The organism is Reinekea sp. (assembly GCF_982785585.1).
Map to the genome: position 1 here is coordinate 43,832 of NZ_CEYAVF010000021.1, position 12,767 is coordinate 56,598.

Below are 12,767 nucleotides of genomic sequence, written 5' to 3' on the forward strand. Positions count from 1 at the left end.
GACCTATCGACCTATCGACCTATCGACCTATCGACCTGCAGAGCAGCTTGCAATGCTTTTAAATTGTCAGCATTGTACTTTTTTATGATGAGGGTGTTGCCAGCGTCGACGAGTAACGAGCTAGCTTGGCTTTACTTTCAGGCCGATATAACAGTGTAAGGCTTTGAGCATTCGGTGTGATTAAATGGGGTTTGGTTAGGCTTGAGTTGGCAAGCGTGGACTCGGTGGCTAAGGTTGCGATCTAGTCGAGCTGCTATTATAAGGGATGTCACTAGACATCCGACGCTCGAGCGCGGTGATTAAACTTGAAGTTGTTTATAAACCTACTGTCCTCTAAGCGTTACAGATAAACGAAATACTTCAGCAAATCCTTCCAGGTGACAATGCCTTCAATAGCCATTTTGGCATTGACGATCGGTAAGCAGCTGATGTTGTTTTCTAGGATTAAAATGGATGCCGCATCGATCGGGGTGTCGACATCAATCATCAACATATCGGTCGCCATAATGTCGGCCACTTTTATAGTCGACTCGAATTCCGGGTACGCCATGGTGGTGCTATTGAGGGTAAATTCGGCGATTTGATCGCGTATGTCTTGGTGTGAAATGATCCCAACCAGTTTACCATCTTCTTCCACCAGCAAATGGTGAAAGGGCGCGGCGTCGAGTATCTCCTTGGCATCACGCAAGGTGTTTTGAGGCGAAACCCTGGTTACATCAACTGTCATGATCTCAGTTATATTCATTGACCCATATGTCCTATAGTTTGGTAACTAATTTTGAGTATTTTTTCTCATAGGCAATGGCCCTATGTTCTGTTGTGACCCGCATTCTGACACCATTGATATTTAGATAACAGTTTGGGTAGCAGGCCGAAGTTGCCCCGATAAATGGCTGTGGATCGGCGTCTTCACCGAGAACGGCCTGCTTTCGACGTCGATCAATTTCGTTCATATCATCTTTTAACTTTAGCAGCGTACTTTCAATTTTTTGAATTTTATTTAATTCGTCGTCACTGCGCTCGATCGGCTCGTCGTCGTCAGACTCCGGTGGTGGCAACAGTTCGCGTAATTTTTTTGCCTGGTTGGCACGTTGTTCGCGAATGAAATCGAGTTTTTCCAAGGTATCGATAATGCTTTTGGACGAGCCGAGACTTATTTTGGTGATATTATAGGCTTCGCTGCCCAGCGTCTTAGCGATCACCGATTCAACCGCATGGGTTTCGCCACCAACCAATTTGCCCTTGCCACCGTTTTGACCGATGGCGACGTTATTGCCAGCCTTGAGTTTGGAGTTAAAAACGTATTCCCGAACGCTGATGTCGTCACCTGCGGTTAACCAAGCGAGGTTGACATACTTGGCCTCAATCGACCCATCGGCTTCGAGGATACATTCGTACACTGGCAGGCCGTCCTCCGGCACCTCCATATTGATGTCGCCAAGAATGCCGCCGGCCACGGTAATGTCGCTACCTGCCTTTACAGTGGCCCGCTCGACGACACCCTTAACAAAGACATCACCAGTCGCTTCAACCTTCATCTCGGCGCGGACATCGCCTTTTATAAATACCGAGCCATCGAAGGTGACATGACCCGTGGTTACGTCTATCTTTTCAAATTCTAGGCTGGCATCTACACGTGCCCCGTCTTTAAAAAAGACCGGATGGCCGGTAATCTCAGAAACCAAAATATCTGGATTGTTTTCGTCAAAAAGCGTGCCGGGCATTTTATCTGCCCAAAGGATTTGCTCGCCTGGTTTAGAGGTTAAGACTTGGCCGAAAACATCGAAACCATCCTTGCCGTCTTTCGGTGCAACCCGTTCAACTATTGGGGCTAGCGGTTCAACGGTGACATAGATCTTGCCGGCCAAGTGGTCGACACTGCCGTATTGGTCTACCACAATCTCGGCCTCGGCATAGGTATGTTCCGCCACCAAAGTGACGAACTGGGTGTCGATCCCTTGAACTGCGGCTCTGCCGAGCGCGACAGTAAACCGCTCTGCTGATGGAGAGGCCATAACCGCATTCAGGGCGTCTTGATCAATGCGCTCAGCGGCTACTAGATTGGCCATTAATTCACTGTTCATATCCTCCACTGTGAGGCCCGTGCCCCCTTGCGCAGGCACTACATCGATATAGGCCTCCATGTTGTCGGGGCTCAGGGTCACTTCGAAGCTCGCATGTTTGCGCAAGGCGATAGCGAGGCGACACGGTTTTTGCCGCTTAAAGTTACTAATCAAAATATTGATTACACGGCCTTCTTTGGCCCAATGGAATACGCCGGCTTTGGACAGTGCTTCATCAACGACTGGCCGCGTCAGTTTTGAGCGCTCATCGCTGGCGACCAAAATCCCGAATACAGTGCCAGTTTCTTCATCCACCTCGATAGAAAAAGCAACGTTTCTGGGTGTGCGATCTGTGTTGTTTTCGGTCATAACATTCCTGCTAACTGAAATTGGAATAAGGCGTTTCTGAGTTGGCCAGTGTGTATCAAAAATGCGTTAAGCAGCTGCCTATCACGCGACGAACTGTCTCACCGTCGCGCGCCCTAAGTTACTCGGGAGCGTGGTTCAGTTTCTTCTTTTTAATTGGCAGCTGACCACCCGATTCCGGTTGGTTTATGGTTGGCATTTCCTTACCTTTGCGCTTGCCGAGGTTCTTGCGCAGCGATTTTTTCGCGGTCTTTTTCTTGCTGCCGTCGGCGCTTTTCTTCTGTTTGCTGCCGGCCGGCTTGCCATTGGCCTTGAGGTTTTTTGGGCCGGTATATTTGGCCTTCAAGGAGCCGATCAGGCGTCGTTCAAAGTGCAGCTTCAAGTACCGTTCAATGCTTGACATCAGCGAGTAGTCGAGCGAGTTGACCAAGCTGACGGCCAAACCACTGCGCCCGGCACGTCCGGTTCGACCCACTCGATGGACGTGTTCATCACCGCTTTGCGCCATATCGAAGTTGATGATCAGGTCGACGCCATCAATATCCAAGCCGCGTGCCGCCAAATCGGTTGCGACTATCACATCTACCGCGCCTTCGCGGAACTTGGCCATAATCTTGTTGCGTGTGTCTTGCTCGACTTCGCCGTGCAGGCTATTTACCTTGAGCTTGTGATAGCGCAATACATTACCCAGACGCTCGGCCTGGACGCGGGTCTTGGTAAAGACAATCGCCTTCTCAAAGGTTTCATTGGTCAATAACCAATGCACCAGTGTCTCTTTGTGCTTAACATCGTCGCTGAAAATAACCTGCTGTTCGATGCTTTGTTGCAGTATCTCATTCTTTACTTTAATAAACTCAGGCTCGTGCAGCAAGGATTTAGCCACTGTGGCGACACCCTTGTGCTTCAATGTTGCCGATAGCAATAGGTTTTGGTGTTTGCCGGTGCATTTGCTGGTGATGGCCAGCACCTCCTCGCGGAAACCCATGTCGAGCATACGGTCGCATTCGTCTAGGACCAAAAATTCGACATCGGAAAAGTCTGCCGTGCCTTTCTCTAGGTGTTCGGTCAGGCGCCCTGGTGTAGCGATCACTACTTCTGGGTTGCGGCGCAGCAACGATGCCTGATATTGGAATTCTTGACCACCGCGAATAATGACTGATTTGATACTCGATAAGCGGCATAGGGCTTCGCAGTCTTTTTTCACCTGGAGTGCCAGTTCCCGAGTGGGCACCAGAATCAACAGGCGTACCGAGGCGTTGGGTTTGGTCTCACTCATGATGTGATGCAAGGCCGGGATCAGGTAGGCCCCGGTTTTACCGCTGCCGGTTTCAGCACTGATCAGTAAATCCTTGCCCGCCAAGGCCGGTTCCAGGCTGATGGCCTGCACTTCGGTTGGTTTTGTCCATTTCAGATCAACAAAGGCGGCGCATAGCTTAGGGTGAAGATTGGATGTTTCGAACAAAGAGAAAGCCTCAAAAGGGTGCGAAGGTTAGAGACTGGCAGTTTAACAGGTTTGAACACAAGTGGCTGACATTTAGTCAGCCCAGATGGGATTCATGTAGGCAGGCGCTTAAGGCCCGAGAGGGGCCTGAACCGTGCCGTTCGTCAGGGCTGACGGACGCATCGGACAGTCTGCGTTCAGGGCATTAAAAGCCGTCCAACGCCTCATCGATAATACCCATCAACAACTCGGTAATCGGCGCTGTGGCCGGTTCTGCGCTGAAGGGCTGCTGGATGGCGATAAAGGTTTGATCCGCCTGTCCGGTCAGGCTATAGACCGCGATGGCATAGGGGCAAAGCGTGATGTTGTGAGGGTTGGCGGCGGCTAGGGCGTGGGATAGATCGGCCTTACAGAACAACAGTATTTCGGCGTCCTGATAGACCGGTGTGGTCACACCAACAGCCTGCGCGGTGCGCGCTAGCATAGCACCGGCATGCGAAATGTAGGAAATCACCAAGCCGCGCGATTCAATCGCAAACACTAGGTTGTCGCGCGTGCTGATGAAGTCACTGTCGGTACTGAACACCCACGAGGGGCCTTCTTGGCTATAGAGCGCTTCGGCTTGACTCCAAACAGAGCTCAGTAACAGCCCTAAGCTGAACAATAGGATACGGATCATTGGCCACCCGACTGCAGCGCTTGGCGTGCGTTGTCAATGTTCTGATCAAAGTAATACCAGTAAAAATCGGCATCGCGATAGCCTTCGATACGCTCGGCCACTTCCTCGCCTTGGGCATTGAGAAATAGGATCGTAGGCGTCGCAATAACCCGATAGCGGGTTACCAGATCGTCCGGCGTAATCATTTCATCATTGCGCCAGCGCACCGGCGTTGTATCGTCCCAGACCAGCTTTTGCAAGCTAATGGCCTGCTGATACGCCAGGGTATTGACCACCGCGGGCATCACCTCACGTTCCAGTCGCTTGCAATAGGGGCAGGTTGAGTGCGCGACATAGAGCACCAGTGGTTTGCCCTCGGCGGCCATCGCACCCAGGGCTGCCGGAAAGTCGGCCTTGGCAAAGATCAGGTCGCTGCTGGCCCAGGCGCCGACGCTGAGCAGCACAGCGGTGCTCAGCGCGGCCAGCGGTTTAAAGATTGCTCTAGAGATCATCCAGTATTGCCTCAAACAGTTCATCGGAATAAAGATCGCGGAAAAAATGGTCCGCACCCTCGATCAAATGGGTTGAGATGAGCGGATTGTTGATGAATTCCGACTGATATTCCATTAACCGGTCCGACAGAGGGTCTTCGCTGCCGAGGAAGATTTGTGTCGGGATGTCGATCTTGGCAATCAGGCTCGGGGTATGTTTGTTCGGTGTCGGCAGATAATAGGACAAAAAGGCTTCGGCTGAGACTTTGGCGAAGGTGCAGTAGAGCACGGCCGCTTCGGTAATGGGCTCAACCTGGTTGTCCAGACCCTGAAACAAGCTAACCTGTTCGGCTAAGGACTTGCCGTACCGATTTTCGAAGCTTTTCGTCACGCGAGCCTGTTCATAGGTGGCTGGGGCAATCAGCGCTAAGCGTTCGAGGCCAGGGTAATGATAGGTTTGGTAAAACAAAGACGCCTGAGCGCCGCCGCGAGAGTGCGCAATCAAGACGAATTTCGTGTGTCCCTGAGTGCCCAGCCAATCGAACCAGGCCTTGAGTTCTTCCACTGCCTGTTGATGGCTGCCGACTACCGGCATGGTTTCGCAATTCATAAACGATTTGCGATCGTCGATACCCAGGCTGAGACTCAGATTCAGGCTGGAATAGCCCTCATAGGTCGCCAGATCCTGCAGGTAGGTCGGCAGTTCGGTATCGTGGTGCATCCAAGTGCCATGCAGAATCACCATAACGGGCTTTTCATGCGCGGCATCGTCGTTTTCATAGTTGGCGTTTAAGCGCAGCCCATCGTGACGAATCTGTACCGGTTCGGCAGAGACCCAACTCGACATTACTAGACTGGCTAGAACAGAGCATAACAAACTAGCGACACGGATTAGCATAGTTGACTCACTTACAAATAAAGTGGCATAGCGCATCATGCTAAGCCTGGGTTAGAGGGAACATTACGCAATTCGGGCGTATTGATCTTTTTCAGTGCAATTGTCTGCTGGTCCTGCAGGTAGGTAGCGACGGTATCCCAAATGGGTTCGCCCTCAGACTGGGAGCCAACCGTGGCCCAGCCCGATACCTTATATTCTTTACTGGCGTCGATAGGAGTACCGTTATCGAGGCGCATATTGTCGATCCGCTTGCCCATGCTGGCGGTCGGATCGATGCGGTAATCCATGCCGCCCAAGCGCACCATATCGCCGCCTTGCTGATAATAGGGATCGGCATTAAAGAGGTTATCGGCGACATCTTCCAAAATCAGCTTCAGATCGGCGCCCGACATCATCCGAGTGTAGGTTTCCGGATAGGTGATACAGGTCTGATCGAGCACATTTTCCATGGTGATGGTCTGGCCCGGCAAGATCGTGGTCCCCCAGCGGAAGCCCGGCGAGAGCGATATTTGGGAGTCGTTGACGGCCCGTAAGGCATCACAGATAACCTGATCGAAGGTGCCGTTAAAGTTACCGCGGCGGTACAGCAGATCATCGGACTTGGCCAGCGGACGCTGCAGCTGGGCCAGGTAGGGCTGGCGAATGTCGGTGATCAATTGACTCATAGTCGGGTCGGCCCGCAGGTAGTCGGAGAATACCGGCAACAGACGATATTGATAGCTGTCGATACCACTGGCGCCAAACTTCAGATCCAACACACCCAAAAATTTGCCATTGGAGCCAGCGTTGGTGACGAGGGTTATGCCGGCCTTATTTTTGACTTCGATCGGGGCTGGGATACCGTCATGGGTGTGCCCGCCTAAGATCGCATCGATGCCGGTGACATCGGCGGCCAATTTCAGGTCGACGTCCATACCATTGTGCGACAACAGCACCACCGCATCGGGCTTTTCGGTGCTGCGAATCTGGTCAACCAATTCTTGCAAGTCGAGCGGATTGATGCCGAAAGTCCAATCGGGAATAAAGCGTTGTGGGTTGGCAATGGGCGTATAGGGGAAGGCCTGGCCAACCACGGCGACACGACGGCCACCGAGTTCCTTGATCACATAGGGTTGAAAGGCGTGACCGCTAAACTCATCCCAAGCCTCGGCACCGTCGAATAGGGCGTCTTCTTTCACCTTAACGTTTTGCGCAATAAAGTCACCGTTAAAGGCGGCGATATTGTCTCTGATTTCGGCGTCGTTGTAAGTGAACTCCCAGTGTCCGGTCATAACATCGACACCGAGCAGGTTACAGGCATCGACCATATCGCGCCCGCGGGTCCACAGGGCGGTGCCGGAGCCTTGCCAGGTGTCGCCACCATCGAGCAGGAGCGTCTTATTGGCGCCGAACTCACCGCGCATCAGATCGATCAGGGTCTTTAAATGCGCAAAGCCACCGACGCGACCGTACATCTGTGCGGCGTTGGTGAAATCCAATGCGGTATAGGCATGCGCCAACTGACTTTGGGCGTCAATACCGAAGTAATTTAGTAGGGCATCATTCACCAGATGGGGCGGCCGGCCATAGGCAGCGCCAAAGCCCAGGTTGACGGTCGGTTCGCGAAAATAAACCGGCATCAATTGTGCGTGGGTATCGGTCATATGCAACAGTCGGACATCGCCACTGTTGGGTACCTGGTATAAATCCTCGTTGGCGCGGCCCAGGCTGATACAGCCCGGCAAGATGCCCGCTGCGCCGGCTAACCCTAAAAGACGAGAAAATTCACGACGAGACAGTTGCATAGGAGTGTTCCATTGGTTAGGGATGGTAAACAATTTGGTGGTACAAGACCGGTTCGACAACCAAGCGCTGCCGAACCGATTAGTTGCTACATGGGAATATACTGCTGCCAGTTTTCACGCATAAGCTTGCCTTGTTCTAGTGCAAGCTTGGCTTGCTCATAAGCCTCATTGGCCAATTGATAGGCCTGATCTTCTTGGCCATCGGCCAGAGCTTTCTTGGCGTCTGCGATATAACTGGCGGTATCCCGCCATTCATACCCGATTTCGCCGGCGGCCTTATTCATTACCTCAGCCTCAGCGATCATCTGCGTGGCATTGGTCGCTTCTGCGGCACTTGCCAAGCCACTCAGAGCGAGCATCAGGCTGAGCACTAGGCTCGACAACAGGGTGTTTATATTTATCATGCTAGCGCTCCTCATTTTCGGCTACCGGGGCCATTAAAGACCAAACCATTGGACATCACCGTTTGGAAATATTCCAAGTTGCGATATTCAGGTGATTGGGCCGAAAAGGCTTTGGCGCGGATGTTTTCATTACAGCCGCCATAGCGACGGTGCAGCGTACCCAGGGCATCCCACTTGGTGCGGAAGGTTGGGAAATGGGACGTTTGCCCCAGTCCTGGAGACGGTACATCGGCACGCAGATAGAAGCCGGTGGCGCGCATATGACAGTCGGCACAGGAAATATTGAACTGGCCGCGCTTGGAATAGAAAAATTCCTTGCCGTCCATATAGGCGTTGTAGGCCCCTTCGCTGGCAACATCGACATTGATCGCCTGACCACGGCTGACAAAAGACATATAAGCAGAGACCTTAGCTAAATCACCCTTCTTATACTTGAGTACTTTTTCACCATTGGCTGTGCGACATTCGTTGATCGCCAACTCAAGCGTGATCACCATCGCGCGGTCTTCGTCGTAGTAAGGATATTGGCTGCGAACCGCGCCATCACCAAAACAGGTAGCGTAAGAACTGCCGTTGGCAAAGGGCGTCTCATAGAGGGCCTTGCCTTGGTCAACACTCAGCTCATAGGGTGGAAATTCTTCTAATGACTCCCACTGCGAGCGAGCATCGGCATCGATGGAGTACACGCCATTGATGTAGTCAGCTTTTTCGGTGTCCGGGAAACGCTTTTCAAAAAACGCCTGAAAGGTGGTGACATCATCTTGAACTAACGCGGGGTAATCCATGCCGGCTTTTTTACTCATCGGCATACAAGCGGAGGCCACTAATGTGGCGACAGTCAAGCTGAGGGTCAGTTGAATTCTTGTTGTAAACATAACCGCTCTCCATTCAATGGGTTTAACGAATTTCGACCTCGGTAGATTCGTTTTCGCCCTTGTTATCGACCCAAGACATAGTAAAAGTCTCGCCGCTGTTGCCGCCTTGAAACGAAAAGGCCAGGTAGGGATCCTTCGATACGGACGGTCCCAACTCACAGTGAAAAACGCGCTCACCGTTGTGGTTAGCTTCTACTTCGGTGATGTAGTGACCCGGAATCAGTTTGCCGTCGCCATCTTTGCGTCGACCGGTCTCCATTGGGTGTGCCAGAAGGGTCTTAACTATAACCGAGCCGTTACGTGCACTTGCTTTTACTTTCATACGAGTTCCCCTGATTTGTGTTAACCGCCGCAGCCGCCAATGGTGACTTTGACTTCTTGGCTGGTGCGATACAATTTGCCGTCTGCTTCAACCAGTACGATAAGGTTAGACGTCGCGCCCATGCGGATCCGCACTGAAACATCAGTGTTCATTCTGGGCTGAATGTTAAAAGAGCAGCTCAGCGGAGATGGGTTCTTTTCGACAAAAACACTGATGCTCTTGGCTGCCAGGGTGGTGGCAATCGAAATAGGCACAACCGCGCCGTTTTCGGCGATCGATGGTGCTTTAAGTTGAATGGCATCACTGTCAGCGATGGCCAAATTGCCATAGCGTTCGACGATGGCAGTGTCCAGATCGGTAGCGGCAAAAGCACTGGCGCTCCAGTTGGCCCAAACGACACGCGGCAAGTTGACCACAGCCACCAAAAAGGCGACCGATTTGCCCACACGTGTCATAAATTGTCGACGAGATTGATTCATGTTTTTTCCTCTTACAACGTATACAAGTATTCAACCAGCCAATTGATTTCGTCTTCGCTTAACATGCGATGAGCACCGAAGGGCGGCATTATAGTGAGTGGGTTTTTGACGCGAGCGTCGTAGATTTGGTCGAATAAATCCTGCTGCTTGGGAAACCGTGCCTGCATTTGCACCAGCGGTGGACCATAGTTGCCTGGTAAGTTACCACCCGGCATCATATGACAAGATATACAGTTGCCTTTGGTGCGGGTATAAACGACGTCTTTACCCTTTTCCACTTCCACCGTGCCGGCCCAGGTGGGCGCCGACATTAAGAAAGCCAGGAGCGGGATTGCTAAGTGTCTTACTTTCATTCTCTCCACCTTTTCTTGTTGTTGTTATAAGAAAGCCGCCGCAGGTTATCGGCTGCTTTCCACCATGAAATCTACCGCATTACGCACCTGTTCATCGCTCAGCTGAGTCTGCCCACCTTTGGCCGGCATCATCCCCTTGGCACCTTGAAAGCCGTTGATGGCATGGTCATAGACCGTCTCCATACCGCTAGCCAGTCGTTCCTGCCAGTCGGCCTTGTCGCCGAGAATGGGTGCGCCGGCCATACCGGACGAATGACACACTTGGCAGGCCTGTTGGTAAGTAGCCTGGCCTGCTTGAGCGGCCGCCGTCAGAGTCGAAGTTTCGACCTCTTCGATCGCGGGCTCTTCATAGGCGACGCCATCGTTACCGTCTTCCTTGAAGTGATCGGTCGGTGTGATGCCGGTGAGCGAGGCAACGACTTGGATGCTGGCTGGGTCTTTACAGTCGGCCATGCAGCGCGGGTTGGCGGCATCGGGGCGATCGTCGCGATAAAAATTGCCGGCATTGGGCATCACGATTGCCGCCAAATTTTTCTCGTTAAGAACGAACTCTTCTTCAACTATTTCGTTTAAATACAGCACGTAAGCCGTGATGGCATAGACCTCATCGGTCTCCAGGGACTGCGGTGCCGGGAAGGGCATGGCGCGATGAATATAGTCCCAGAGTGTTGAGGCATAGGGCCAATAGCTGCCGACCGTCTTATCCGGTCGATCATCCGCCAGCGTACCCTTGCCGCCGGCGAGTTTCGGCCAGCGTTTTTCGCCTTCGCCAAAGATGCCGTGACACGAGGAGCATTTTTCGTCGTAGAGATACTCACCATCGCTGACCGACCCTTGGCCGACGGGTAAGCCCAAACCGTCCGGTCGCACGTCTATATCCCAACCGGCCACTTCGGCCGGGGTGGGGGTGCGGCCCAGGTTTAGGGTGTCGGCGTTGACGAACGACGATGCCAATAGGATGGGGGTAAGAAACAATGCTAGGTGGTGACCCTTAAGAAAGTTGGACATTGAAGACACTCCCGCTTTCAGTAACCTGCCAAGTATGGATGGAATTTTTATGATAAATAGAGTTCACCCCGCGCGATTGACGCAACTGACTCAAGGTCGGCTGGACATAGCCGGTTTCATCGATGGCGCGACTCTGTAATAGCAGCGGTTCGCCTTGCCAGTTATGCATAATTGAAAAACGCGTCAGTGCTTTCGATAGGACCAGACCCTTAAGCTGGGTAGGCCGCCACGTAACGCCGCCATCAAAGGAGATATCGACCGCCTTGACCTTGCCTTTGCCGGTCCAGGCGAGTCCTTCAATTTCATACCAGCCTTTGCCCTTAAAGGGGTTCTCCGGGCAGGGCGAGGTGATAACGGAGTTGCATTCCTGCACCCAGGTGAATTCGCGCGCGCGGCCATCGGGCATTAGGTCGGTGTATTTGGACGTCTCTTCACGCTGGTACCAAGGCTTGTCACCAATCTCTAAGCGGCGCAGCCACTTGATGCTGGTGTTGCCTTCCCAACCTGGGTTGAGCATGCGTATTGGATAACCTTGCTCCGGCCGCAACGGTTCGCCGTTCTGAGCGTAGACGATGATGGTGTCATCCATCGCCTTTTCTAATGGAATGCTGCGCGACATGGCGGCGCCATCGGCACCTTCGGCCAGAATCCATTTGCCTTCTGACTGCACGCCGACCTCGGCCAATAGGGTGGACAAGCGAACCCCGGTCCACTCACAACAGGACAGCATGCCGTGGGTAAATTGCAGACCTTCCATCTGCGGACCGCGCCATTCCATGCCGCCATTGGCGGGGCATTCGAGAAACTTGATTTCCGATACACTCGGAAAGCGACGTAGATCATCCATGGTCAGGATCAGCGGTCGATCGACCAGGCCGTGAATAATCAGGCGATGTTCCTCGACATTAATGGTCGGCACGCCTGCATGGTAGCGCTCGAAGACCAGGCCGTTGGGCGTGATGATGCCCTTGAGCTTGTGTATCGGCGAAAAGCTGATCGATGAGATCGGGTCGGCGGTCAACCAAGGCACAGTGCGGCGTACCACATCGGCTTCGTATTTGGAGGGCATGCCATAGGGATGGGTGACCACCCCAGTACCGAGCGAACGTGTCCAGCTGGGCACATTGGGTGGCAGGTTATCGCTCGCAAGTACCGATGGCGCTAATGCGACACCGGCGGCGCCGCCCATCATGGCCATGGCATTTTTCAGGAAGCCGCGGCGGTCGGAACCGGTAAGCTGCTCCCCATCGCTGTGGAGGCGCTTTAATAACCCTAGTTCGTCTGTTTTGTTAAAGCCGGCCATGGATTCTCCTATAAAATCTCATTATTCTTATTTGTTATATGCATAGCTCTATTTCAACTATGAGGTTAACAGACTTTTACTCGAACCATACGATCGAATATTCATAAGAAAGGCTTGGAGTATAAGTAATAAGAATATAAATTAGATTTTTCTAATAAAATTGCATCAAATATAGTCGTAACACCCCGCCCAGCAAGGGAGGCGTTGATTACTATAGAATTTCGGAGGCGATTTACAGGCAGGAAATTAATAAATGGATCTAACAAAAACGGTATTTGGTGTCTAAGTTCGCAACTATTAATCCCTTGGCTGGACCGGCAAG

General features: G+C 52.4%; 14 protein-coding genes. All 14 read right to left on the reverse strand.

From position 1 onward, the window contains the following. Nucleotides 1-340: 340 nt before the first annotated feature. The 14 genes from AC4FIC_RS09805 to soxC all read right to left on the reverse strand — a co-directional run bounded on the left by AC4FIC_RS09805 (nt 341) and on the right by soxC (nt 12,445). Complete coding sequence (locus tag AC4FIC_RS09805; RefSeq protein ID WP_100257716.1) at nt 341-745, reverse strand: CBS domain-containing protein; 405 nt, start codon at nt 743-745, stop codon at nt 341-343. Between the two features lie 13 nt (nt 746-758). Beyond that, complete coding sequence (locus AC4FIC_RS09810; protein WP_100257715.1) at nt 759-2,432, reverse strand: flagellar assembly protein A; 1,674 nt, start codon at nt 2,430-2,432, stop codon at nt 759-761. Between the two features lie 118 nt (nt 2,433-2,550). After that, nucleotides 2,551-3,891: a DEAD/DEAH box helicase gene (locus AC4FIC_RS09815; protein ID WP_100257714.1), complete on the reverse strand. Its 1,341-nt coding sequence runs from the start codon at nt 3,889-3,891 to the stop codon at nt 2,551-2,553. Nucleotides 3,892-4,075: 184 nt separating this feature from the next. After that, nucleotides 4,076-4,549: a DUF302 domain-containing protein gene (locus AC4FIC_RS09820; protein WP_273283891.1), complete on the reverse strand. Its 474-nt coding sequence runs from the start codon at nt 4,547-4,549 to the stop codon at nt 4,076-4,078. Further along, nucleotides 4,546-5,040 (reverse strand): thioredoxin family protein, encoded by a 495-nt coding sequence (locus tag AC4FIC_RS09825; RefSeq protein ID WP_158524370.1) that lies wholly within the window; start codon nt 5,038-5,040, stop codon nt 4,546-4,548. Before AC4FIC_RS09825 ends, AC4FIC_RS09820 begins: the two co-directional genes overlap by 4 nt. Further along, on the reverse strand, nt 5,030-5,866 hold the full coding sequence (locus tag AC4FIC_RS09830; protein ID WP_273283889.1) for an alpha/beta hydrolase: 837 nt from the start codon (nt 5,864-5,866) through the stop codon (nt 5,030-5,032). Before AC4FIC_RS09830 ends, AC4FIC_RS09825 begins: the two co-directional genes overlap by 11 nt. An 86-nt stretch (nt 5,867-5,952) precedes the next feature. Beyond that, complete coding sequence (gene soxB / locus AC4FIC_RS09835; RefSeq protein ID WP_100257710.1) at nt 5,953-7,701, reverse strand: thiosulfohydrolase SoxB; 1,749 nt, start codon at nt 7,699-7,701, stop codon at nt 5,953-5,955. A gap of 86 nt (nt 7,702-7,787) precedes the next feature. Further along, nucleotides 7,788-8,105, reverse strand: coding sequence for a SoxAX-binding protein (locus AC4FIC_RS09840; protein WP_100257709.1), 318 nt, complete (start codon nt 8,103-8,105; stop codon nt 7,788-7,790). Between the two features lie 11 nt (nt 8,106-8,116). After that, the gene (soxA, locus tag AC4FIC_RS09845) at nt 8,117-8,980 is read right to left on the reverse strand and encodes a sulfur oxidation c-type cytochrome SoxA (RefSeq protein ID WP_273284257.1); all 864 of its coding nucleotides are present in this window, start codon (nt 8,978-8,980) and stop codon (nt 8,117-8,119) included. Between the two features lie 22 nt (nt 8,981-9,002). Continuing rightward, nucleotides 9,003-9,302, reverse strand: coding sequence for a thiosulfate oxidation carrier complex protein SoxZ (gene soxZ / locus AC4FIC_RS09850; protein WP_100257708.1), 300 nt, complete (start codon nt 9,300-9,302; stop codon nt 9,003-9,005). 20 nt (nt 9,303-9,322) lie between these two features. Next, a complete protein-coding gene (soxY, locus tag AC4FIC_RS09855; RefSeq protein WP_100257707.1) occupies nt 9,323-9,781 on the reverse strand; it encodes a thiosulfate oxidation carrier protein SoxY in 459 nt (152 codons plus the stop codon). Nucleotides 9,782-9,792: 11 nt separating this feature from the next. Beyond that, entirely contained in the window at nt 9,793-10,134 is a 342-nt protein-coding gene (gene soxX, locus AC4FIC_RS09860) for a sulfur oxidation c-type cytochrome SoxX (protein WP_227003668.1), read from the reverse strand. A gap of 45 nt (nt 10,135-10,179) precedes the next feature. After that, a complete protein-coding gene (locus tag AC4FIC_RS09865; RefSeq protein WP_476194922.1) occupies nt 10,180-11,142 on the reverse strand; it encodes a c-type cytochrome in 963 nt (320 codons plus the stop codon). Continuing rightward, nucleotides 11,126-12,445, reverse strand: coding sequence for a sulfite dehydrogenase (gene soxC, locus AC4FIC_RS09870; RefSeq protein WP_100257704.1), 1,320 nt, complete (start codon nt 12,443-12,445; stop codon nt 11,126-11,128). Before soxC ends, AC4FIC_RS09865 begins: the two co-directional genes overlap by 17 nt. Between the last annotated feature and the right edge of the window lie 322 nt (nt 12,446-12,767).

Excerpts from the sequence above, each read along its gene's own strand:
- AC4FIC_RS09805 (WP_100257716.1), bottom strand. The coding sequence starts at position 745 with ATGAATATAACTGAGATCATGACAGTTGATGTAACCAGGGTTTCGCCT.
- soxA (WP_273284257.1), bottom strand. The coding sequence starts at position 8,980 with ATGTTTACAACAAGAATTCAACTGACCCTCAGCTTGACTGTCGCCACA.
- soxZ (WP_100257708.1), bottom strand. The coding sequence starts at position 9,302 with ATGAAAGTAAAAGCAAGTGCACGTAACGGCTCGGTTATAGTTAAGACC.
- AC4FIC_RS09820 (WP_273283891.1), bottom strand. The coding sequence starts at position 4,549 with ATGATCCGTATCCTATTGTTCAGCTTAGGGCTGTTACTGAGCTCTGTT.
- AC4FIC_RS09825 (WP_158524370.1), bottom strand. The coding sequence starts at position 5,040 with ATGATCTCTAGAGCAATCTTTAAACCGCTGGCCGCGCTGAGCACCGCT.
- AC4FIC_RS09840 (WP_100257709.1), bottom strand. The coding sequence starts at position 8,105 with ATGATAAATATAAACACCCTGTTGTCGAGCCTAGTGCTCAGCCTGATG.
- AC4FIC_RS09830 (WP_273283889.1), bottom strand. The coding sequence starts at position 5,866 with ATGTCGAGTTGGGTCTCTGCCGAACCGGTACAGATTCGTCACGATGGG.
- soxX (WP_227003668.1), bottom strand. The coding sequence starts at position 10,134 with ATGAAAGTAAGACACTTAGCAATCCCGCTCCTGGCTTTCTTAATGTCG.
- soxB (WP_100257710.1), bottom strand. The coding sequence starts at position 7,701 with ATGCAACTGTCTCGTCGTGAATTTTCTCGTCTTTTAGGGTTAGCCGGC.
- soxY (WP_100257707.1), bottom strand. The coding sequence starts at position 9,781 with ATGAATCAATCTCGTCGACAATTTATGACACGTGTGGGCAAATCGGTC.
- AC4FIC_RS09810 (WP_100257715.1), bottom strand. The coding sequence starts at position 2,432 with ATGACCGAAAACAACACAGATCGCACACCCAGAAACGTTGCTTTTTCT.
- soxC (WP_100257704.1), bottom strand. The coding sequence starts at position 12,445 with ATGGCCGGCTTTAACAAAACAGACGAACTAGGGTTATTAAAGCGCCTC.
- AC4FIC_RS09865 (WP_476194922.1), bottom strand. The coding sequence starts at position 11,142 with ATGTCCAACTTTCTTAAGGGTCACCACCTAGCATTGTTTCTTACCCCC.